Source organism: Rhodococcus oxybenzonivorans (assembly GCF_003130705.1).
GTDB classification, from domain to species: Bacteria; Actinomycetota; Actinomycetes; order Mycobacteriales; family Mycobacteriaceae; genus Rhodococcus_F; species Rhodococcus_F oxybenzonivorans.
The window spans coordinates 5978098-5999810 of record NZ_CP021354.1; the positions used below are offsets into that span (position 1 = coordinate 5978098).

General features: G+C 65.1%; 20 protein-coding genes and 1 pseudogene. 8 read left to right on the forward strand and 13 right to left on the reverse strand.

Annotation, left to right across the window (positions count from 1 at the left end; translation table 11 throughout):
• Positions 1-4 precede the first annotated feature (4 nt).
• The 3 genes from CBI38_RS27625 to CBI38_RS27635 form a co-directional block, all read right to left on the reverse strand.
• Complete coding sequence (locus CBI38_RS27625; protein WP_109335406.1) at positions 5-1513, reverse strand: aldehyde dehydrogenase family protein; 1509 nt, start codon at positions 1511-1513, stop codon at positions 5-7.
• A gap of 115 nt (positions 1514-1628) precedes the next feature.
• The gene (locus CBI38_RS27630) at positions 1629-3266 is read right to left on the reverse strand and encodes a sigma-54-dependent Fis family transcriptional regulator (protein ID WP_109335407.1); all 1638 of its coding nucleotides are present in this window, start codon (positions 3264-3266) and stop codon (positions 1629-1631) included.
• 164 nt (positions 3267-3430) lie between these two features.
• Positions 3431-4573 carry a lipase family protein gene (locus CBI38_RS27635; protein ID WP_109333957.1) on the reverse strand — a complete coding sequence of 381 codons (1143 nt, stop codon included), beginning with the start codon at positions 4571-4573 and terminating at the stop codon, positions 3431-3433.
• A gap of 87 nt (positions 4574-4660) precedes the next feature.
• On the opposite strand from CBI38_RS27635, the gene CBI38_RS27640 reads away from it, so the two are divergent.
• Positions 4661-5014, forward strand: coding sequence for a TraR/DksA family transcriptional regulator (locus CBI38_RS27640; RefSeq protein WP_109333959.1), 354 nt, complete (start codon positions 4661-4663; stop codon positions 5012-5014).
• Positions 5015-5103: 89 nt separating this feature from the next.
• Here CBI38_RS27640 and CBI38_RS27645 read toward each other — a convergent pair whose 3' ends face one another.
• Positions 5104-5373: an ANTAR domain-containing protein gene (locus CBI38_RS27645; RefSeq protein ID WP_109333961.1), complete on the reverse strand. Its 270-nt coding sequence runs from the start codon at positions 5371-5373 to the stop codon at positions 5104-5106.
• A gap of 370 nt (positions 5374-5743) precedes the next feature.
• Between CBI38_RS27645 and CBI38_RS27650 the strand changes: the two genes are divergently transcribed.
• From CBI38_RS27650 to CBI38_RS27660, 3 genes are read left to right on the forward strand one after another with little or no spacing between them, the layout of a single operon-like run.
• On the forward strand, positions 5744-5962 hold the full coding sequence (locus CBI38_RS27650; protein ID WP_109333963.1) for a ferredoxin: 219 nt from the start codon (positions 5744-5746) through the stop codon (positions 5960-5962).
• Entirely contained in the window at positions 5952-7316 is a 1365-nt protein-coding gene (locus CBI38_RS27655) for an NAD(P)/FAD-dependent oxidoreductase (RefSeq protein WP_109333965.1), read from the forward strand. Before CBI38_RS27650 ends, CBI38_RS27655 begins: the two co-directional genes overlap by 11 nt.
• Positions 7317-7339: 23 nt before the next feature.
• On the forward strand, positions 7340-8548 hold the full coding sequence (locus CBI38_RS27660) for a cytochrome P450 (RefSeq protein WP_109333967.1): 1209 nt from the start codon (positions 7340-7342) through the stop codon (positions 8546-8548).
• Positions 8549-8559: 11 nt separating this feature from the next.
• Here the strand turns inward: CBI38_RS27660 and CBI38_RS40040 are convergent, their stop codons facing one another.
• The 4 genes and pseudogenes from CBI38_RS40040 to CBI38_RS27675 form a co-directional block, all read right to left on the reverse strand.
• On the reverse strand, positions 8560-9495 hold the full coding sequence (locus tag CBI38_RS40040) for an HNH endonuclease signature motif containing protein (protein ID WP_250645720.1): 936 nt from the start codon (positions 9493-9495) through the stop codon (positions 8560-8562).
• Entirely contained in the window at positions 9399-10013 is a 615-nt protein-coding gene (locus tag CBI38_RS40045; protein ID WP_250645711.1) for a DUF222 domain-containing protein, read from the reverse strand. The genes CBI38_RS40040 and CBI38_RS40045 overlap by 97 nt, the downstream gene beginning before the upstream one ends.
• Positions 10014-10444: 431 nt before the next feature.
• Positions 10445-10636, reverse strand: a pseudogene (locus CBI38_RS40670) (IS5/IS1182 family transposase); the annotation flags it as partial.
• Between the two features lie 71 nt (positions 10637-10707).
• Positions 10708-11655, reverse strand: coding sequence for an AraC family transcriptional regulator (locus CBI38_RS27675; RefSeq protein ID WP_109333971.1), 948 nt, complete (start codon positions 11653-11655; stop codon positions 10708-10710).
• Positions 11656-11895: 240 nt separating this feature from the next.
• On the opposite strand from CBI38_RS27675, the gene CBI38_RS27680 reads away from it, so the two are divergent.
• From CBI38_RS27680 to CBI38_RS27695, 4 genes are all read left to right on the forward strand, one after another.
• Entirely contained in the window at positions 11896-12468 is a 573-nt protein-coding gene (locus CBI38_RS27680) for a flavin reductase family protein (RefSeq protein ID WP_109335408.1), read from the forward strand.
• 20 nt (positions 12469-12488) lie between these two features.
• The gene (locus CBI38_RS27685; protein ID WP_109333973.1) at positions 12489-14105 is read left to right on the forward strand and encodes a 4-hydroxyphenylacetate 3-hydroxylase family protein; all 1617 of its coding nucleotides are present in this window, start codon (positions 12489-12491) and stop codon (positions 14103-14105) included.
• A gap of 21 nt (positions 14106-14126) precedes the next feature.
• Positions 14127-14975 (forward strand): catechol 1,2-dioxygenase, encoded by an 849-nt coding sequence (catA, locus tag CBI38_RS27690; RefSeq protein WP_109333975.1) that lies wholly within the window; start codon positions 14127-14129, stop codon positions 14973-14975.
• Positions 14976-15050: 75 nt separating this feature from the next.
• Positions 15051-15836 (forward strand): alpha/beta fold hydrolase, encoded by a 786-nt coding sequence (locus CBI38_RS27695; protein ID WP_109333977.1) that lies wholly within the window; start codon positions 15051-15053, stop codon positions 15834-15836.
• A 4-nt stretch (positions 15837-15840) separates the two neighbouring features.
• On the opposite strand, the gene CBI38_RS27700 is transcribed toward CBI38_RS27695, so the two are convergent.
• The 5 genes from CBI38_RS27700 to CBI38_RS27720 are packed head-to-tail and all read right to left on the reverse strand — an operon-like array spanning position 15841 to position 21631.
• Positions 15841-17076: an acetyl-CoA C-acetyltransferase gene (locus CBI38_RS27700; RefSeq protein WP_109333979.1), complete on the reverse strand. Its 1236-nt coding sequence runs from the start codon at positions 17074-17076 to the stop codon at positions 15841-15843.
• Positions 17069-18775 (reverse strand): AMP-binding protein, encoded by a 1707-nt coding sequence (locus tag CBI38_RS27705; RefSeq protein WP_109335409.1) that lies wholly within the window; start codon positions 18773-18775, stop codon positions 17069-17071. The genes CBI38_RS27700 and CBI38_RS27705 overlap by 8 nt, the downstream gene beginning before the upstream one ends.
• Positions 18772-19617, reverse strand: a complete 846-nt coding sequence (locus CBI38_RS27710) for an alpha/beta fold hydrolase (protein WP_109333981.1) — start codon at positions 19615-19617, stop codon at positions 18772-18774. The genes CBI38_RS27705 and CBI38_RS27710 overlap by 4 nt, the downstream gene beginning before the upstream one ends.
• A complete protein-coding gene (locus CBI38_RS27715) occupies positions 19614-20441 on the reverse strand; it encodes a hypothetical protein (protein WP_109333983.1) in 828 nt (275 codons plus the stop codon). The genes CBI38_RS27710 and CBI38_RS27715 overlap by 4 nt, the downstream gene beginning before the upstream one ends.
• Complete coding sequence (locus CBI38_RS27720) at positions 20438-21631, reverse strand: acyl-CoA dehydrogenase family protein (protein ID WP_109333985.1); 1194 nt, start codon at positions 21629-21631, stop codon at positions 20438-20440. Before CBI38_RS27720 ends, CBI38_RS27715 begins: the two co-directional genes overlap by 4 nt.
• Positions 21632-21713: the final 82 nt, after the last annotated feature.

A 21713-nucleotide genomic window follows, 5' to 3' on the forward strand; every position in this document is an offset into this window, starting at 1 on the left:
ACGATCAGAGTGCGATGTTGACGGCTTTGGTCTGGGTGTAGAGGTCGATGGCGGTGGCACCGAGCTCACGACCCCAGCCCGACTGCTTGTACCCGCCGAACGGCATTGCCGTGTCGAAACCGTTGTACTGGTTGATCCATACCGAACCGGCCTTCAACTGACGGGCCGTGAGGTGCGCCTTGGACAGGTCCTTGGTCCAGATGCCGGCGGCGAGACCATAGATGCTGCTGTTTGCGGCCTTGGCCACACCTTCCTGCGCGTTGAACGGCAAAGCTGCCACGACCGGGCCGAAGATCTCTTCCTCGACGATGCTGAATTCGGGTTTCACGTCGACGAATACGGTCGGTTCGACGTAGAACCCGCTCTCGCCCCAGCGCTTTCCGCCGGTGAGGGCGCGGGCACCGTCGGCGAGTCCCGCAGCCAGGTAACCGGTCACCTTGTCGAACTGTTCCTGCGACACCAGCGGTCCGAGCTGAGTGGTGGGATCGAGACCGGGGCCGATCTTGACCTGCGATGCCGCCTCGGCCACCGCAGCGGTGAAGTCATCGAAGATGCTGTCTTCGACGAACATCCGGGTCCCTGCGACGCAGCACTGGCCGTGGTTGAACAGCCAGGCGTTGAGTGAACCGGTCACGGCGGCGTCGAAGTCGGCGTCGGCGAACACGACGTTGGCGCTCTTGCCCCCGAGTTCGAGGGACACCTTCTTGAGGTTGCCCTTGGCGGCGTCGACGATCTTCTTGCCCACCTCCGTGGAACCGGTGAACGCGATTTTGTCGACGTCGTCGTGGGCGGATAATGCCGCGCCGGCGTCGCCGTACCCGGTGACGATGTTGACCACACCGGGTGGGAAGCCTGCCTCCTCGAACACTTCACCGAGCAGCAGGGCGGTCAGTGGTGTCTGCTCGGCGGGTTTGAGGATTACCGTATTGCCGGCCGCCAGTGCGGGCGCCAGCTTGAACGCGGCCATCAGCAGCGGGAAGTTCCAGGGCACGATGAGGCCGCAGACACCGACGGGCTCACGCAAGGTGTAGGCGTGGAACTGCCCACCCGGGACGAAAGGCATGCTCACGTTGACCGTGCTGCCCTCGATCTTGGTGGCCCAGCCGGCAAAGTACCGGAAGATGTCCGCGGACCAGGCGACGTCGACGGCGGAAGCGATGCCCGCCGACTTACCGTTGTCGAGCGACTCGAGTTGGCCGAACTCGTCGGCGCGTTCGGAGAGGATGTCACCGACCCGCCAGATGAGACGTTCCCGCTCGTTCGGCTTCATGGTCGACCAGGGACCTTCGTCGAATGCCTTACGGGCGGCGCGAACTGCGCGATCGATGTCCTCGGCTCCGCCGCGGGCCACCGTGGTCAGGACCTGACCGTCCGCCGGGTCGATGGTCTCGAAAGTCTCACCGTTCGCGGATTCCACCCACTGCCCGCCGACCAAGAATTTTTTGGTACCGGACAGGAAGTTCCGTACTGCCGGCAAGAGTTCTGCCTGGCTCGGCTCGATCGTCGCTGTCATCAAAACCTCCGAAGTCGTGAATGTGACGTAGCCCATAGTGCACGGATGGCAATGTCACTAACTGTCCTGACTCCGGACACCTTCGCCGTTCGACGACGGTATACGCGAAGCGCTGTCAGCCAGTGATATCCAGCGCGCGCATACGGGTGTACAGCGTGCTGCGGCTGATACCGAGCGCGTTCGCGGCATGCACTTTGTTGCCTCCGCATTCCTGCAGCGCATCGATGATCGCCTGCCGCTCCGCGCGCTCACGTCCAGCGAGACGGGTCACTCGCGGCGGCGTCCGATACGACTCCGGCAGATCGGAGACAGTGATGTTCGCGCTGGTGCGTCGCCGCACCGCAGTTCGTAGGACGACGGACAGCTCGGCGAGATTCCCCGGCCACTCGCGGGCCACGAGGGCTTCGATCGTGCTCGCCGTAAGGCGCAATCCGGGTTCCAGCGAGTCGAGGATCGCCTGCGCGATGTCCGCGAACTCGCGACTGCGTTGCCGCAACGGCGGGAGCACCACCTGTCCGGAACACCGACCGACCAACCCGGCAACGCTCGGTGGGACACTGTCGAGAGGTGTACTCGTCAGGACGATGCGCGGGCCTGCTTCCGATTCGAGCATCTTCGCGAGGAGCGGTTGCATCGACTCGGGAAGCAACTGCACCTCTTCGATCCCGAGAACGTCTACCGAACCGGATGCCAGCGTGACGAGCCTGTCGAGCCATCGCTGGGTGCCGTCGAGCGCGATGCCGGCAGCGTCCATACATACGAGCGACTTGTCACCGGCGAGGTCGCGAATCGCGGTGGTTCTGCCGGTGCCCGGCTCACCGCTGATGACCACCGGTTCCCTGGTGTCCCGCAGCCGCGCGAGTTCCGACCTGCTGCGCTGCAGCACCGAACTGGACGCCAACCTCCCGCGGCGAATCGGCGTGGTGGTCCGATGTTCCGGGCGGACGACGAACACCGCCCCGCCCTCCGTGCCCGCGACGTAGTCGGCCTGCACCAGTGCAGCTTCCCCGGAGGACAGTCGAATACGAGCCGTCTTCGACTGATCGGGGCGCAGATCGGCGACCATGCTGCGGAGCGTCGCATGGTCGGCCACCTGGAGAAGGTCCAGTGCGACCCGATTACTGAGATGGATGTCCTCGCCGATCGCGGTGACCGCGAGCTGATTCTGGGGCGAGATGCGCTGGAACGCGTCGACCAGGCGCTGTTGCGACACCCGAGACCCCTCGAGCAGGCGTCGTTCGATGTCACTCGCCGCGCGCGCGAGGAACGGGGCGAAGAGCGGGTTCGCCCGGGCTGCGATCCCCGTCATGTCGAGGATGCCTTCCACCCGGCGAGTCGCTGGATGGACGATGGGGTGGCCGTAACAACTGAAGTCCTTGAACCGTTCGAGGTAGTGTTCGTCGCGGTGAATGACGACGCCGCGGCGTATCTCGAGCGGCGTGCCCAGCGCCGTCGTTCCGACACAGTCCTCACCGAATCGTGTGCCCAGCACAGCTCCGGCGGCATCGATCATCCGCTCGACCCTGGCCCCGTCGAAGAGTCTGGCCACTATGCGGCAGTCGCGGTCAGCGAGGAGAACGCAGAAGCCGGTGCCCTGGATCTGGGCTTCCATTTCGGTGAGGATGGGCCGCGCTGCCTGCAGTAACCGGCTGGATCCGTCGAGGTCGCTGCAGGGATCGGCGTCCGGTGTCGAACTCGGTTCGAGGCCGCTGAGCGCCGACCGTTTCCACGACAATGCGATCTCGGGCCGCATTGCCGCGGACCCCGTCGAGCCGCCGAATCCCACCCTCGCCTCCTTGGCCTGTGCGGGCCGTGCACACGACACGCGACCCCTCCTGAACGTACCGACAGTCTGTGACCCACGCCATAGTGCCGTGCGGCCGGATCCGCAAGTGTCCGAGATCTGCACACGTGCCGCTACCCGGCGAAGAGTTCCCTCACGAACGGGATGGTGTCCGCCTGCGACTCGATCAACGTGCCGCTGTGATCGGTGGGATAGGTCTTGAACGTCACCGGCTCACCGTTCGCGGTGAGTGCCGCCACCAGGGAGACCGCCGAAGGAGCAGGTACGTCGATGTCCGTGAGACCTTGCCCGATGAACAGCGGGCGGTCGTAACCACTGGTGGGCACACCCATGTAGTCCACCAACAACGGGTAGAAGTTCGGGATCTCGTTCAGTGGCTTGCTGAAGAGATCACCGACGATCACCCCCTCGGCGGCCTCGTGCATCTCGTGGACGCACAACTGCTCGGCGGCGTCGACATACTGCGCACCGAGCGGGGTGAGGTAGGCGTCGAGGCCGATCTCGGGATGAGCAGAGCGCAGGCCGGCCAGGATGTAGAACAGATACGACGTGAGTCCTGCCGAAATGGCGGTCGGGGGAACTCCTCCGAGCGGCAGCAATGCCAACTCGATGTTCGCGGGAACGCCGGTACCGACGGCGCCGCGGTAGTCGAGCGACTTCCCGCCGTACTCCGTCGCATAGCGCCCGGTGATGACAGCGGCGCCGCCGCCCTGAGACTGGCCGACCACCACCCACTTGTTGGACAGCGATTCGTCGACGGCACGCGCAGCCTTCACGGAGTCCACGACGCTGTGCGCCTCTACCTTGCCGTCGAGATAGGGCATCACTCCCGGCGTGCCCAGCCCGACATAGTCGGTGGAGACGATGGCATATCCCTGCTCGAGCCAGCGCCCGAGGTACGGATAATCCCGCTCGGGCAGGCCCGGCCCGACGAGAGAGGGAGCGCAGTGATCGGCCAGACCCGAAGTGCCGTGCGCCCACGCGACCACTGGCCAGCCACCTTCGGGCGCCTCGCCGGGGGGCACGTACATCGCACCGGTACTGAGTGCAGGATCGCCGTCCGGGCCGATCGACCAGTAGGTGATGCGCTGCGCGTCGGCGGCACCGGGAATCCACAGAGCGTCTGGGAGCGGAGCCACTTCCACGACATCACCGGGTGCCCCGGCAGCATCGTCTGCGGACGCGGAAGGGGCGGCGAGGCACGTGCCGACCATCGTCAGGGAGGCTACGGTCACACTCGCGGCCGCCCGTGACATACGTATGAGGGGTCTCTTCACCGACTCACCGTAGAAGGGGTTATACCGTCGACACCAGCACTTCCATCGACCATCGGAGGACGACGTGTGACGCTCGACTCGTCTGCTCCCGACTACCGCGCCCGGATCTTGGCCGAACAGGCCGATGCGGAGCACCGGCTCGCGTCCCTGAGCAGGCGCTTCACCGCCATCGTCGAGGGATCGGAATTCACCACGGACGACGACGAGCACGATCCGGAAGGCTCGACCATCGCGTTCGAACGGGCCCAGGTATCGGCCCTGCTCACCGATGCACGCCGGGACGTGGAGGAGCTGACGGCCGCGCTGGCGCGACTCGATGCCGGAACCTACGGCACGTGCATCCGGTGCGGGAGGCCCATCGCCGACGTCCGGCTCGACGCACTTCCCGCCGTCCGCACCTGCATCGAGTGCTCGGGCTGACGCGCGTGCCGTAGCCCCGTTCAGCGCTTGATCGAAAACAGCGCTTGACTGAAAATCAGTGCAGGAGCGGGGTCAGTGGAGGATCGGGGTCAGTGCAGGAGCGAGGCCCACGCCCGACCTGCCACCTCACGTGCCCGGCGATGACCGTCGGGCGGGTCTACGCCCTCCGCAAGATCGGCGAGTGCTTCCGCCAGGTCTCCGATATCCACCTGATGTCGCATCGAGGTGTCGAGCAGTTCGTCGAATGCTTGGTCCGGGCTGTAAGAGTCCCCTCGCGCGTCGGTCAGGATGTCTATCGCTGCATCCAACGCGGAAAGGTGGCGCGTTTCGCGGGTGTCGCGGTGAGCTTCAATCGTCAATCTTTCGCCCCTGAGTTGTCGCTGCTCGGCGTTTTCCGATCATGTGTGAGCACATCACATCACGATCGGTGCTGATTCGTCGCCTATTTCCCCGCAACGGCCAAAGTCGTTTCCGGACAGTGACATCCGTCCGCTCTGAAACTACTTGTAACCGCCGTTCTTACCGCGGGGTTCTACTCGGCGGTATTCCCCGCACGCGTGCGGGATGGGCACGGCAGTTCTGAACAACTCCAGAACAGCGGATCCGAACCGTACAGACCGTCCGCTCCGGGATACTGACAACCGGCGGATTTTTCGCCGGTTTCGAACGGGCGGCCGTGCGCCGCACTGTCCCTGTGGACCCCTCGGCAACGGAACTGTTCAGGATCGGGTGATGGACGTGAAACTCGTCGTCGACCTCAATCGGTGTCAGGGATACGCGCAGTGCGTGTTTCTCGCACCGCATGTCTTCACGCTGCACGGCGAGGAGTCCCTTCTCTACGACGCCGGACCGGACGACGGCGAACGCGAGCGGGTCTCGCAGGCCGCGGCCGCCTGCCCGGTGCAGGCCATCACCACCGACATTCGGCCGCAGTCGCATGAGCAGTGACATGCGGGTCGTTATCGTCGGTGCATCGCTCGCCGGCTTGCGCGCAGCGGACGAGTTACGACGACTGGGGTTCGACGGCCCACTGACCATTGTCGGTGACGAACCCTACGAACCGTACGATCGGCCGCCACTGTCGAAAGCGGTGTTGCTCGGGATCATGCCGCCTGAACACGCGACGCTGCCCGCCCGAACCGACCTCGACGCCAAGTGGAGACTCGGTGTCCCGGCAACCGCGCTGGACCTCGAGGACAACCGGGTTGTGCTCGGCGACGGCGACAGCGTCCCCTTCGACAAGGTTCTGCTCACGACCGGTGTGCGGGCACGCCCGTGGCCGAAGCCGGAGGAAAGTGACCTCGACGGTGTTTTTACGGTTCGCACTCTGGACGACTCGCGGCGCCTCGACGAACGGCTGTCTGCAGGTCCCGGTCATGTGCTGGTCATCGGCGCCGGATTCACCGGTTCGGAGATCGCATCGGTGTGCCGCGAGCGCGGGTTGTCGGTCACGGTCACCGAACGTGGACCGGCGCCTCTGGTGGGGGCCCTCGGCGGAGTGGTCGCGGCGGTCGCGGCTGACATGCAGCGCGACCACGGTGTCGACCTACGATGCGGCATCACCGTTGCGCGATTGGAAGGTGACGGGCAGGGCCGACTGCGCCGGGCACACCTGTCGGACGGAACAGCCCTCGACGTCGATGTGGCCGTCGTCGCTCAGGGCAGCATCCGGAACACCGAATGGCTGGCCGGGTCCGGTCTCGCCGCGGGACCACGGGGAGTGGCCTGCGACGCCGGCTGCCGCGCGTTCGACCTCAACGGTCTCGTCACCGACAACGTTTTCGTGGCCGGTGACATTGCCCGGCAACCACATCCGCTCTACGACTACCAACTGATCGCGCTCGAGCATTGGGGCAACGCCATCGGGCAAGCGGAAGTGGCTGCCCACAACATGATCCACGAGGGGTTGCACCGCCGCCCTCATCTCGACATTCCGGCGTTCTGGTCCAGTCAGTTCGAGGTCAACATCAAATCGGTCGGTATCCCCACCTATTCCGATCAGGTGGTCGTCTCCCAGGGGTCGGTCGAGGAACGCCGATTCGTCGCCGCCTACGGTTTCCGTGGACGCCTCACCGCGGCAGTCGCGTTCAACCACGGCAGATGGCTGGACTTCTACCGCGGCCTCATCGAATCGGCGGCTGCATTTCCGCCCGACTTCGCCGTGATGGACCGGACGGATCCCTGGGAGGTGCGGTCGTCGGAGCTGCCCGACCCCGCCATTCTGAGCCACGGCCCGACCGTGTCTGTGACCGGACACCTGCCCACCGAGCGCCACGTCGAGTTCGTCTCGGCGCCTAAGTAACCCAAGTAACAGGGAGATTCGTCATGTCGCGTGCGCAGTTGCTCGAACGCATCACCGACCAGTCGAATCGAGCGAACCCGTATCCCTTGTACGAGGAACTTCGTGAGACACCGGCGGCGCTGCAGGACAACGGTTCCTACCTCGTCGGACGGTATTACGACGTCGCCGCGTTGCTGCACGATCCGCGTATCAGTTCCGACTTGCACAATCGCCGTGCAGGAATGCCCGGCGCCGATCGAGCCGACAACGGTGGGCCCGCATTCATCCGTTTGGACCCGCCCGAGCACGACCGGCTTCGGCGGTTGACGACGCGGCAGTTCGGACCGCCGCACATGCCCGGCAGAGTCGACTCCATGCGCGGAGAACTCGCGGACCTCGTGTCCACCCTTGTCGACAACCTCGAGGGGAAGGACCGCATCGATCTCGTCGACGACTTCGCGTATCCCTTCCCGGTGTCCGTGATCTGCCGACTGCTGGGTGTTCCCCGCGAGGAGGAACCGCGCTTTCACGTGTGGGCGGATGCGCTGGTGGCCTCCATCGAACCGACCCGCGATTCGGACAGCGACGCGAAGATGAAGGCAGCTCAGCAGGCACAGATGGAAATGGGCATGTTCATGGCCGGGCTGATCGAGGAACGCCGAAAGAATCCGGGTGACGACATGTTGTCCGGGTTGGCGGCCGATCACCATGACGGCGGTCTCGACACTCTCGAGCTGGTCACCAATTCGATCATGTTGTTCATCGCCGGCCATGAGACGACCGTCAATCTCATCACCAATGGCATGCTCACCCTGCTCCGCAATCCGGACGAGCTGGACCGCCTGAAGCGCCATCCGGAGCTGATGCCTCTGGCGGTCGAGGAGTTGCTGCGGTTCGAACCGCCCGTCCATTTGGTTCCCCAGCGAACCCCGATCGTCGACGTCGAGGTCGGTGGCGTGACCGTGCCGAAGGGTTCACCGATCGTCCTGGCTTTGGCCTCCGCCAACCGGGATCCGGAGCGCTTCACCGCCCCCGATCGGTTCGTTCCCGACCGCGCCGACAACCAGCACCTCGGCTTGGGCAGCGGCATACACAGCTGTTTCGGCGCACCACTCGCCCGGCTCGAAGGTCAGATGGCGCTCAATGAACTGATCCGCCGACTCCCGAACCCGCGCCTCGTGGAGGACCCGCCGCCGTACCGACCCAACCCGGTGCTGCGCGGCCCTCGGCACCTCATGGTGGACTGCGGGTAATTCCTGCTGCATCACCCTGCACCTCGCTCCGTTCGGTGAAGACTCTGGCCTCGTGTTTTACTCGCCCGCGCATGCTCGATCAACTCACCGGGGTGGTGCCGGTGATTGATTCGCGGAGCTCGTGTGGGATCGATCTGCGGTGGTGGGATCCATTCGGTCCTGCCCGGAAATTCGGAATCAGTGCGGGTTGATGTGGTGTTCCAGCCAGCTGAGCCATCGTTGACCTGTGCGTGGCACGCATCGCATGCGAGGGTGAGGTTGTCGATGTCGGTCCCGCCGCCTTTCTGCCAGTCGGTGACGTGGTGGACGGCGCACAGACTGGCCGGCGCGGCGCATCCCGGACGGGTGCATCCGCCGTCGGCAGCGATCAGGGCAAGCCGCTGATCGGCATTGGCGAGCCGACGACGTCTGCCTAGGCGCAGAGGACGACCGGAATGGTCGAACAGTACGAGAACCGGATGAGCATGCTCGGCAAGCGTCAATGCGTCCTCGAGGGGTAGGAGACCACCGCTCGCTGTCGTCGCGAGACCGCCTGCGGCCTTTTCGAGTTGATCGAGCGTCATCGTGATGATCGCGGTGACGGGCAGGCCGCGGTGTCTGCCGAGTACCCCCGTTTCGAGCAGCGCCCGAAATATGGCACTGAACGCGTCATGGTTACGCTGGGCCGCCGAGCGGGTGTCGCGTGCGGCCGCCGCTGCGAGTGCTGCGCGATCGAGTGTGGCGTCTTCGATGTCACCCGTCGGTGATTCCGGATCGTCAGGGTTGTTCATTCCGGGGCGGGCCCATTTGGCGAGGATCGGGTCGAGCAACGCTCGCGCCGTGGGATCGAGTTCACCGGAAATTCTCGACATCAGTTCGGAATCCTGCCGCGCGAGCGAGATGCCGCGTCTGCGCTTGCGGTCACGGTCGTCACCGAGGTTTCCGTCTGGGTTGAGGTACGCGAGTATCCGGTGTCGGCCTGCTCGACGTCCTCGGGTGTCCCGGTTCTCGCCAGCTGGGCCAGGATCGATTCGGCGTGGGAAGCGTCGTCATTGTCGACTGCGTGCGGGATCTTCCGCATCACCTTGACCACTGCGCGTGAATGACCGGGTCCGATGTCGCCGTCACGTTGCGCTGCAGCAGTTTCGGGCATCGAAGGGTCAATCGAATCACCGGACAATGTATGCCACACACCGAGGTTTCGCGCCGCCGCGACGCGGGCGGATGCGTCCACCGCAGACACACGGAGAACGTCGACGAGTAGCTTGTTCGGCGAGTTGTATCCGAGTGCGGCCGGTATCGAGCGTTCGACACTCTCGACGACCAACCGATGCGACACCGCCTCGGCGCGGCGCAGCGACTGCTCCAATCGCCGCATGGCCTCGAGCACGTCGGAATCGCGCAGTGCCGTCAAATCGCTTTCGAGGAGCACGTCGATAGATGCAGATAACGTCGACAGCTGCTCTGCCACCGGACTATTCAACACTGAGCTATCCAGCACTGCGCTATTCACCGACCCCCCAGTCGAACTGATGAGTGCAACACTACCCCAGGGGTCCGACACGTTCCGCGAGTCACTCATGTCAGTGGGACCATTCGCTTGCAGCGGAACTTCACTGGACCTCTGCGGCAGCCTTACCAGGTGCCCGCCCCGATGCCGACTGAAAGGATCACCGCACTAGACCGCGCAAGCTGTTGATGATCTCCCGACCAATCCACCTAGGTGAGCAATCACATCGAACCGCATCTTGGCAACGATCCAGGAACCGCACAGCTGGTCGCTCGACTAAGACCTTGCCCCATGTGGGGACCGTCTTGAAGCGGTTGTGCCGCAGCGAGATGGAGGAATCCGACAAAGTGATCGCCGTGGCGTTCGTAGCGGATGGTCAGGCGCCGATACCCGGTGAGCCAGGCGTTGGTGCGTTCGATCTTCCACCGGTGTCTACCGGGCCGCTCGTTCCTGTCGACGCCACGTCGGGCGATGCTCCGAACAATGCCCTCTGCCCGCGCAGCGATCCGGCGGTGCTTGTCGCAGTCCTTGTCGGCCTGGAGCGTGCCGGGTTTGCGGCGGCGAGGACCACGCCTGAAACTCACCGCCGGAATCGTGCTACCAGAGCGTACGTCCTGGGTATTCGCCTCGAACACCACCCGCGATTACACCAGACCAGACCACGCAGCCCTCAGGACTCCCCGCCCCGCAGGGTGTCGGACGGCGTCACCCCGTACTTGCGCCGGTAGGCGGCCGCGAATCTGCCGGTATGCATGACGCCCCAGCGAGAAGCGACGTCGGAAACCGTTGTCGGGGAGACACTTGCGGTCAGGTCTGCGTGGACGCGCTCGAGCCGGACGTCGCTGAGATATTCCATCGGCGTCATACCCACGTATTCGCGGAATCCCTGCTGCATGCGGCGGACGCTGACGTCGACGAGTTCGGCCATCTCGCCCGCGGTCCAGGGGCGGGCGGGGTCTTGTTGGATCGCGTCGACCACCCTTTTGACGATGCGCGGTCGGATACCCGATGCGCCGGCGTCGTCATCCGGCATCGCGGCGAGTACGAGCGCGGTGGTGAGTGCACCGCAGAGCTGCCGCGACACCTGATCGCTCTGCAGGAGGATGCTGTTGTGCAACGCCTGGTCGGCGACGGATCGGACGAATCCCAGCCACTCGGCGCCCGCGCCGGACCGTAGGTCGAGTTGCCGCGGCAACTGCCGGCCCGGCCTCGCGAGTACGCGGTCCATCTCCCGCTGCAGATAGTCCCGTTCCACCTTGAAACCGATGATCTCGCAGGAGCTACTCCAGTCGGTGATCACGGTGCGGGTGTCAGGTGGGCAGATCGTCGCGAATCCTGGCGTCGACGTCACTTCCCTGGCACCGGTGACGGACACGATGTGGCCGGCCAGCGGGATGTTGATGCCGTATGCGCCCGGGTGGTCGGATTCGATCGACACGGCCGCGCCGAACCCGATTCGCGCGAGCCGGGAGGGGCCGAGTTCGGTGGACTCGAGCGATGACCTTGCCGCGTCGTCCCGGGACAGCGGACGCAGGTCGTGAGGGAAGTACGCGTCGGCCACCACTTCGTGGACTTCGTCCCAGTCCGTGAAACCCGAACCCACCAGCTGTTCTCGCATGCCTGCTTCCAGACCTCTCACCTCGCGCTACGGCCGCGCACGGGCAATTCCCGACCTTAGCATTGCCTGTGACGTCCGTCACTACAAGGGCGTGGGCGCCGACCCCCGCAACTTTCTTTCGCGATCCGGATCGCGCCTTCGCAATGCGGATCGACGGGCTGTGACGGCCGTCATATGTTGTGTGCATGCCCTGGAAATGCAGGGGCGTTCGCACGAATCGTGCAGAAAGGCGGTCTCGAAATGGATCAACGCACTCTGCGTAACATCTTCGGCCAGTTCGCCAGCGGCGTCACCGTGATCACGTGCACCAACGCAGACGGCACTCCGCACGGAGCCACTGTCACGGCCTTCACCGCCATCTCGATCGAGCCTCGGCTGTGCCAGGTGACGCTGACCCGGAAGTCGAAGGCGTGCGGCTACTTGACCGACGCACCGTTCGCGGTGAACATCCTCGCCGCCGATCAACTCGACACGGCCATGCACTTCGCCGGAAAGCCGCAACGGACGGAACCGGTGTGGGACTCCTCGGGTATCGCTCCCGCACTGTCGGGCAACGCAGCAACGCTGATCTGCTCGCCCTGGGCCTCCTACGACGGCGGTGACCACATCATCTTCATCGGCGAGATCGTCGACGCGTCCGTCGACTCGACCAAAGATCCGCTGCTGTTCTACCGCAGCACTTTTCACGACCTGGGAGCCACTTCGGGCACCACGGCGTGGAACGGCTGCCTCGACGACCCCCACAGCGGATGGTTCGACGCCGCCGCCTCGTTCACTCCGCTCCACCTGCAACTCGCCCAGGCTGCCTCGTAATTCTGATCGAAGGGAACACCATGACCACCACCGAATCCGCCCCCGAGACCACCGTCGACCGCACCAAGGTCAACGTTGCCGCCGACAGCGAGGCCAACCGCACGAAGAACTTCGCGTCGCGGCCGATGACCGGCGACGAATACATCGAATCGTTGCGTGATGACCGAGAAATCTGGTTGCATGGGGATCGCGTCAAGGACGTGACCACCCACCCCGCGTTCCGCAACCCGATCCGGATGACCGCGCGACTCTACGACGCGATGCATACCGGTGAGCACGTCGACACGTTGACGACACCCACCGACACCGGAAACGGCGGCGTCACTATGCCGTTCTTCCGGGCGTCGAAGACTTCGGATGACCTGCTGAAGGACCGCGACGCCATCGCCACCTGGGCACGGATGACCTACGGCTGGATGGGCCGGTCCCCCGACTACAAGGCCTCGTTCCTCGGAACCCTCCACGCGAACAAGGAGCTGTACTCACCGTTCCAGGACAACGCCGAACGCTGGTACAAGGAGTCGCAGGAAAAGGTCCTGTATTGGAACCACGCCATCATCAACCCGCCGGTCGACCGACAGCTGCCCCCGGACGAGGTCGGCGACGTGTTCATGAAGGTGGAGAAGGAAACCGACGCGGGAATCGTCGTCTCCGGCGCGAAGGTGGTCGCGACCGGTTCGGCTATCACCAATTACAACTTCATCGCCCACTACGGTCTGCCGATCAAGAAGAAGGAATTCGCGCTCATCTGCACGGTGCCGATGGACGCCCCAGGCGTGAAGCTGATCTGCCGCACGTCCTACACGCAGCAGGCGGCGGTGATGGGAAGCCCGTTCGACTATCCTCTGTCGAGCCGGATGGACGAGAACGACACCATCTTCGTCTTCGACAAGGTACTCGTGCCGTGGGAAAACGTTTTCATGTACGGCGACGTGGAGAAGATCAACGCCTTCTTCCCGCAGTCCGGTTTTCTGCCGCGCTTCACCCTGCAGGGGTGCACGCGACTCGCCGTGAAGCTCGACTTCATCGCCGGCATGTTGATGAAGGCACTCGACGCCACCGGAGCGGGCGGCTTCCGAGGGGTACAGACCCGCGTCGGTGAAGTGATCGGCTGGCGCAACCTGTTCTGGTCCCTCACCGAATCGATGGTCCGCGACCCGGAGCCGTGGGTGGGCGACACGGTCATCCCCAAGCTCGAGTACGGCCTCACCTACCGCATGTTCATGCAGCAGGGTTACCCCCGCATCAAGGAGATCATCGAACAGGACGTGGCATCCGGGCTGATCTATCTGCCGTCGTCGGCCGCCGACTTCAAGAGTCCCGACGTCCGGCCGTACCTCGACAAGTACGTCCGCGGGTCGGAGGGCATGACCGCGGTCGATCGCGTCAAGATCATGAAGGCGCTGTGGGATTCGATCGGCAGCGAGTTCGGTGGCCGCCACGAACTGTACGAACGCAACTACGCCGGCAACCACGAGGGCGTCAAGGCGGAACTGCTCATGTTCGCCGAGAACCGGGGAACCGTCAGCTCCATGAAGGGCCTGGCCGAGCAGTGCCTGGCCGAGTACGACCTCGACGGCTGGACAGTGCCGGACCTGATCGGCAACGACGACGTGTCCTACTTCGGCCGCAGCTAGCCCCTCAGACCAGGAGAGAATATGATCACCACAGAAAGCCCCACCGCGGTCGGCTCCGGCAACGCCGCGACGGACAAATTCAAGGGCGCCAGATTCACGGCCGATACCTCGCCGGAGCGTCTGTCCGCCATCGCTACCGAGGCGCTCGCCGGATTGAGCGCCCTGATCGAGAAGCATGCCGTCACCTATCCGGAGTACCGCGTCCTCAAGCAGTGGCTCATCGATGTGGGCGAGGGCGGTGAGTGGCCGCTACTTCTCGACGTGTTCGTCGAGCACGACATCGAAGAGGTGAACTCGCGGAACTTCAAGGGCACCAAAGGAAGCATCGAGGGTCCGTACTACGTTCCCGGAGCGCCACAGCTCCCGGCCCGGTGCACGCTTCCGATGCGTGACGAAGATCGGGCGCACCCGGCGCTGGTCCTCCGGGGTCAGGTGACCGACCTGGACGGCGCAGGACTCAGCGGGGCAACCATCGAGTTGTGGCATGCCGACGACGAAGGCTACTACTCTCAGTTCGCACCCCACCTCCCCGAGTGGAATCTGCGCGGAACCATCGTGACCGACTCGGAGGGAAGATACGAGATCACGACTATTCAGCCTGCGCCTTACCAGATCCCGACCGACGGGCCCACCGGCCAGTTCATCGAGGCTGCCGGGTGGCACCCGTGGCGTCCGGCGCACCTCCACCTGCGGGTGACCTCTCCCGGCAAGCAGCCGATCATCACGCAGCTGTACTTTGCCGGTGGGGACTGGGTCGACGATGATGTCGCCACCGCAACCAAACCCGAACTGCTGCTCGATCCAGTGATCGACGACGCGGGACGTAAGGTGGTCGACTACGACTTCGCGCTCGATCCCGCCACGGACTGATACCCACCCACCATTTCCCCGGGTGAGACGATTCGCATCGCCTCACCCGGGGCATTGCTGTACAGGACAGGAAGCATGATGACAGGCAGAACGACCGAGTTCGTGCACACTAGCGACGCAGTGATCGAGGTCGTCGTCGAGGGTGACGGTCCGTCGGTAATTCTGCTGCCCTCACTGGGCCGCGAATCGTACGACTATGACGACGTCGCAGAGGGTTTGGCGCGGAACGGGTACCGCGTCTCCCGCCCGCAGCCCCGCGGAATCGGCCGGAGCGAAGGACCGCTCGACAACATCACCTTGCATGACCTCGCCGCCGACGTGGCAGCAGTGATCGAGGCGCAGGACAACGGCGCGGCAGTGGTGGTCGGCCATGCCTTCGGGCATTACGTCGCCCGGATGCTGGCCGCCGACCGGCCGGAGCTGGTGCGCGGCGTCGTGGTCGCGGCGGGTGGGGCGCGGCATTATCCTGCCGAGTTGACCACGCTGGCGGTGCAGTGCGCCGACTCGTCCCTGCCCGAATCCGAGCGGCTCCGCCATCTGCAGACCGGGTTCTTCGCACCCGGCAACGACCCCGCCGAGTGGCTCACCGGCTGGTACCCGTACGTGTCGAAACAGCAGCTCGCAGCCTCGGCCGCTACACCCAAAGAGGAGTGGTGGGCCGTGGCACATCAGCCGATTCTCGACCTTCAGGCAGCTCTGGACCCATTTCGACCCCGCGAGACGGCGAACGAACTGCGGGACCAGTTGGGCGAAGTGGTCACCGTGTCCGTCATCCCGAACGCCAGTCACGCACTACTGCCGGAAGCGCCCGCACAGGTTGTGCGGGCGCTCACCGACTGGATTCGGACTCTCGACAGCTGAGTGGCTATGCCCGCTCGAAGATGGCCGTCAATCCCTGGCCGCCGCCGATGCACATCGTTTCGAGTCCGTAGCGGGCGCCGCGACGGTCCATCTCGCGCAACAGGGTGGCGAGGATTCGCACTCCCGTCGCACCGACGGGATGGCCGAGCGAGATGCCCGACCCGTTGACGTTGGTGCGGTCGAAATCCTGTGTTCCGAAGTTCCATTCCCGCGTGACGGCCAGCGCCTGTGCCGCGAATGCCTCGTTCAGTTCGATCAGGTCGATGTCTGCGAGCGTCAGCCCCGCGCGCTTCAGTGCCCGCTCGGTGGACGGCACCGGTCCGATACCCATTTCGGACGGCTCGACCCCGGCCACCGCCCAGGTGACCAGCCGTGCGAGTGGCCGAAGGCCGAGACGCTCCGCCTGGGCACGGGTGGTGACGAGACAGGCTGCGGCGCCGTCGTTCTGCCCACTTGCGTTTCCTGCGGTGACGGTCGCATCCGGGTCGCTGTGGCCCATGATCGGGCGCAACCGGGCGAGCGACTCGACCGTCGTGTCCGCCCGGGGGTGCTCGTCCCGATCGACACGCTGCGGGTCGCCCTTGCGGCGGGGAACCTCCACCGGAACGATCTCCTCAGCGAACTTCCCCGACTCGATCGCTGCGACAGCCCTCTGATGGGATTTCACCGCAAGTTCGTCCTGCTCGCTGCGGCTGATGTTGTACTTGCGGCGCAGGTTCTCCGCCGTCTCGAGCATGCCGCCGGGAACCGGGTAGTTCCGGCCCCCCGCGGTCACCCGCCCGCGAGCCAGACGGTCGTGGAGTGCTGCCGGCGCTCCGCCCGCTCCCCAGCGCATCGACTCGGTGTAGTACTCGGCGCGGCTCATCGACTCCACGCCGCCGGCGATGACCAACTCGGCCACCCCCGTCTGCACACGCATCGCTGCGTCGAGCACTGCTTGCAGGCCGGACCCACAACGGCGATCGAGTTGCTGTCCGGGAACGGTCACCGGCAGGCCGGCATCCAGGGCCACGACCCTGCCGATGGCGGGTGCTTCACCGTTGGGGTAGCACTGCCCGAAGATGACGTCGTCGACGCTTTCCGGTTCGATCTTCGTGCGAGCCAGTAGCTCGGACACCACGCGGGCACCGAGGTCCGCAGCGGGAACGTCCTTGAACTGCCCGCCATAGCGTCCGACCGGGGTACGCAGGGGCTCACAGACGACGACATCGTTCGCCTGGGCATTCGAGTTTTCAGGCACTGCGGAAATCCCTTTCGTGATCGGTCCACTGCTGCGCCCATTCGCGCAGCTCGACCGCTCGGATCTTGGTTCCGTTTCCACCCACCGTGGTGGGCATTCGTTCGATGATGTGCACGGCGCTCGGAACCTTGAACGCTGCCAACGACTCTGCGCACCACGCCTTCAATTCGGCAGCGCCGGTTTCTGCACCCTCCGTGGGGACGACGAAGGCGATTGCCTGGGTGTATCCGCCGGCGCCGGTGATCCCGACGACCTTCGCCAGGTGCACGGACTCGTGCTCGGCCAACCGGTGCTCGATCTCCGCCGGATCCACCAGGAATCCGCGCAACCGCAGTACGTCACCCATCCGGCATACGTACGTATAGCCGCCGTCGCCCGTTGCGACGGCAAGATCGCCGCTGCGAAACCACCCGTCCGCCGTGAATGCTCGCGCCGCTGCATCCGGACTACCGAGATACGCGTCGACGACGTTCGGTCCGCGGACCTGAAGTTCACCCTGCTGACCGTCCGGTAGTACGGAGTCGTCCAGAGGGTCGGCTATCCGAACCTCGATCTCCGGGGACACCGGGCGTCCCCCACCGTTCCACCGCAACGATTCCGGGTCACCATCCGTCCAGAGCAGCATCAGGGCGAACACCTCGGACGACCCGAAGACGCCGGTGGTGACGGCACCGAACTCGTCGCGCACCCACGCTGCCACCTCATGAGACCGGCCGAGGAAGTCTGCGATACCGATCCTCTTCAGCGAGGACAGGTCAGCGCGTTCCCCGCCGTGCCAGGTGTCGTACAGGCGGGTGAAGAGGTCGTCGCCGCCCACGACGTGCGTGACCCTTTCGGACTGCATACGCCGGGAGGTCGCGGAGGCGTCGAACACCGGTTCCATCAGCAGCGCACCACCGCCCGCGAGTGTTGCCATCGCGGTACTGAATCCGAAGACGCCGGACACCGGTAGCACACACAGGGTCACATCACCGGGCTCGATGCCGAGAAGGCGGGCGTCCGCGCGTGCGTGGCGAACGATTGCACTTTCCCGATGTGCGGCCAGTTTCGGTACCCCGGTGGATCCCGAAGTCGTAAATGCCACTGCGAGCGGGTCGTCGGCGTCCGCGTGGGCGCCGGCCACGGTCGTGCTCGCCATGTCGGGCGTCTGCGGTACCCGCAAAGAACCGTCGGTCCCGTCACCCACGTTCCAGGCGCCGCTGCCGAGGTCGAACGCGGCGCACTCGAGCTCGCACGCGCCCACTTCCGGCCCTCGCACGACGGCGACGACCGGAGCCGGGATGTCGAGATCCTGCTGCGCATCCCGTAGTCGTCGGAACAGATCGAGTCCGTGGAACCGGGCGGCCACCGCCACTACCGCCGGCCTGGCCGAGGTGAGAATGTGGGCAATTTCCTGCGTGTTGTAGCGGGTATTCACGCCGATGACGTGTGCCCCGACCGCCGACGCCGCCCATTGCCAGAGCACCGCATCCGACCAGTTCGGAAGCAGCACAGCCACACACTGGCCACGCCGTATACCGGTCTGTCGCAGTTCCGACGCCACACTGGAGGCGCGTGCAGCGAACTCCGCGCGGCTTAGGGGTACACGCCTGTCACCCACGACGTCGATCGTCATGACAGCATCCGGGTCGGCCGTCACCAGTTCGTCGAGAAGCGAAGCGAGCGAGTCACGGCGGGTGGCCGTGTCGTGCGCCGTCACGACAGCACCTCCGCCGAACGCAACTCGGTCAGCCACTGGTCCGCCAACGACGCGAAGTCGTCGACCTCCTCCATGGGGTAGTGGCCGATTCCGTCGAGCTTCGTGTAGCGCGCGTAGCCCGGTCGCGCCGAATTGATCACCGCTGCCACCTTCTCGACCGCACCGGTCTGGATCCAGGGGTCCTGCTCTCCGGCGACGACGTGGAGCGGGCACGTGATGTGGCCCAGACGGTTCCGGACGTCGTGCATTCCCCAGGCTATGAGATCCGACGACGAAATCTCCGGGTCTTCACGCTTGTGCATCGTGGCGATCAGCTGGGCTGCCTCCGCGGGCACGGAGTGTCCCACCGAGGCCAGGGTGCCGAGGTAGGTGCGGTCACCGCGACTCGGACCGGCGACATCCTCGAGTTCGCGCCGCAGTCCGCCGACGTTGACCCGGCCGGGCCCTGCCTCGGCTGCCATCGCGATCGCGCCGGCCAGTGGGCGCTCGGGGCGCGTCGCCAGCTCGAGGGTCAGCTTCCCGCCGATCGAGCAGCCTATGACATAGGGTCGCTCGACTCCGAGCAGGTCGAGCACTTTCCACAGCCAGTTCCCAAAGACGACGAGATCGGTGACGGGCCCGCCGACCGCAGGCTCGGAGCGGCCGTGACCGGGAAGGTCGGGCACGATCACCCGATAGCCCCTCCTCGACAGTGCCGATGCCACGTGCCGCCATTGCACCCCGCTCTGCCCCGCAGTGTGCAGGCACAGCACCGTGGGTGTGCCGTCCGTGGACGTGTCGGGTGTGACGATCTCGACGAACCCGAGAGCGCCATCGATGTTCAGATAGCGGGCCTCGATCATGAGCGGGCCTCCCTTCCCCCGGTGAGTGGCGAGGTGTCGTTCTGCGCGCATCGTCGGTCATTCGCGGCGGCCCGGGCGTGGGTGACGAGGATGTCGAGTGGCTTGGTGAGACGCAGGTATTCGTAACCGTCTCCCGCGGAAGAGAATTCGCCTCGGATTGCACGCCGCATGAAGTCGTGATGTTCACCGAAGATCAAGTCCACCCATGTCGACGCCGGCGCGCGAAGCGTGAACGTCGCACCCCCCGGAACTCGCCTACTGATGTCGATGATGCGTCCACGGTAGATCCTCAGATGCACCTCACGGCTGTGCCCCGAACCGTCGAGGCAGCACAGGCCTATCGTCCCGTCCCAGGTGGCCAACGACGAGGTGAAGTTCCGGTCGTCGGCGAGTGCTTCGCGGAGAAGCTCCGCCCACGCGACGGTGCAGAAATCCGTGGCCGGATCGGTTCCGACGGCAGACCCCTCAGGCAGCCGCCAGGTTTCGACTCCTTGCTCCCGGACGCTTCCGTTCTCGTCGATCAACCGCAGATGCCGGTCGACCTCCACCGTGTCCTCGGACCGCTGAACGCGGGTGATCACCGACTCGGCCCGAACGACATCGTCGGCCTCTACCGCCGACACGGTGTTCCATTGCAGACCCGTTCGGGCTGCGCCGTCCAGGTTCGATGCGTCGAGCACTCCGGCGATGACGACCCCCGTGAGTGACGCACCCGATCCGGGGAAGGTAGCGCCCGACGCGGCAATGACGTCGGACACCCGGCGCTCGGCGCTGACGGCCCTGTCGCCGACAGCCACGCGCTGCTGTTGCGTGAGGACACTCATTCCGACACTCTCCCCAGCAACTCGTCCGAGATGATCCGCATCTGAATTTCACTGGTACCTTCGAAGATCTTCGTCAATCGTGCGTCGCGCCAATGTCTTTCCACTTGAAAGTCGGTGGTGTAGCCCGCGCCTCCATGGATTTGCACGGCCTCACTGGTGACGCGTTCGGCCATCTCGGTCGCGACGAGTTTGCACATCGACGCTTCGAGAGAGCACCGGCGTCCGGTGTCGATATCGGTGGCCACCGAGTACATGAGCTGGCGGGCAGCTTCGATGTCGGCCGCCATCGTCGCGACCTTGAAGCGCAGATGCTGGAAATCTGCCAGTTCGTGACCGAACTGCCGACGGGTGTGGAGGTAGGCGATCGAGTCCTCGAGCGCGGCCCGGGCGAGGCCGATGGCCCGCGCAGCGGTGTGCGCACGACCCACCTCCAGACCACTCACTGCCAGGTAGAAGCCCTTGCCTTCCTCACCCAGCATCGCGCTGGCCGGCACCCGGTAGTTGTCGAACGACAACTCCCACGTGTTCCAGCCGAAATAGCCGATCTTGCGGATCTTGGTACCGCTGATGCCCTGCGGGAACTCGCCGCGCTCCTTCTCGATGAGGAAGGCGCTGATGCCGCGATGCGGCTTGGCCGGATCCTTCTGCGGGTCCGTCCGGGCGAAGAGAACGAGGTAGTCGGCCTCGTCGGCGTAGGTGCACCACATCTTGGTGCCGCTCACCACCCAGTCGTCGCCGTCCCGGACCGCACGGCACGAAATGTTGGCGACGTCGGAACCGGCCTCCGCCTCGGACAACGCGTAGGCACCCAGGTACTCACCGCGCGCCACCTTGGGCAGGAGATCGGCTTCCTGCTCGGGCGTGAAGCCGCCCCCCATCCCGTTGCCACGCGCCAGGAGCCCCGACACGCTCATCCACGCACGGGAGAGTTCTTCGGCCACAAGGCAGTACTCGAATACACCGAGACCGAGACCGCCGTGCTCTTCGGGGATCATGATGCCGAAGAATCCGACGTCCGCCATGGCCTTCTTGAGGGTGTCGGGGATGGTTCCCTGGACCGGATCGAGTTCGTTGGCGACGGGCAGCACCTGGCTCATCGCGAAGTCGCGTGCCAGGTCACGGATCGCCAGTCGGTCCTCGGTGAGATATCGCGGCGAATCGGTTCGCGGCTGTGACGGCCGGTGAGTCATGGACACTCCTCATCCATTCGAGATTCGGGGCGCGAGACGGGGGAACTCAGGTTCCACACCCGAATCACATTAACGCTTGTTC

Coding starts and splice junctions, on each gene's coding strand:
- catA (WP_109333975.1), top strand. CDS start 14,127: ATGATCACCACAGAAAGCCCCACCGCGGTCGGCTCCGGCAACGCCGCG.
- CBI38_RS27625 (WP_109335406.1), bottom strand. CDS start 1,513: ATGACAGCGACGATCGAGCCGAGCCAGGCAGAACTCTTGCCGGCAGTA.
- CBI38_RS27635 (WP_109333957.1), bottom strand. CDS start 4,573: ATGTCACGGGCGGCCGCGAGTGTGACCGTAGCCTCCCTGACGATGGTC.
- CBI38_RS27660 (WP_109333967.1), top strand. CDS start 7,340: ATGTCGCGTGCGCAGTTGCTCGAACGCATCACCGACCAGTCGAATCGA.
- CBI38_RS27655 (WP_109333965.1), top strand. CDS start 5,952: ATGAGCAGTGACATGCGGGTCGTTATCGTCGGTGCATCGCTCGCCGGC.
- CBI38_RS27680 (WP_109335408.1), top strand. CDS start 11,896: ATGGATCAACGCACTCTGCGTAACATCTTCGGCCAGTTCGCCAGCGGC.
- CBI38_RS27715 (WP_109333983.1), bottom strand. CDS start 20,441: ATGAGTGTCCTCACGCAACAGCAGCGCGTGGCTGTCGGCGACAGGGCC.
- CBI38_RS27695 (WP_109333977.1), top strand. CDS start 15,051: ATGATGACAGGCAGAACGACCGAGTTCGTGCACACTAGCGACGCAGTG.
- CBI38_RS27685 (WP_109333973.1), top strand. CDS start 12,489: ATGACCACCACCGAATCCGCCCCCGAGACCACCGTCGACCGCACCAAG.
- CBI38_RS27720 (WP_109333985.1), bottom strand. CDS start 21,631: ATGACTCACCGGCCGTCACAGCCGCGAACCGATTCGCCGCGATATCTC.
- CBI38_RS27675 (WP_109333971.1), bottom strand. CDS start 11,655: ATGCGAGAACAGCTGGTGGGTTCGGGTTTCACGGACTGGGACGAAGTC.
- CBI38_RS27630 (WP_109335407.1), bottom strand. CDS start 3,266: ATGCGGCCCGAGATCGCATTGTCGTGGAAACGGTCGGCGCTCAGCGGC.
- CBI38_RS27710 (WP_109333981.1), bottom strand. CDS start 19,617: ATGATCGAGGCCCGCTATCTGAACATCGATGGCGCTCTCGGGTTCGTC.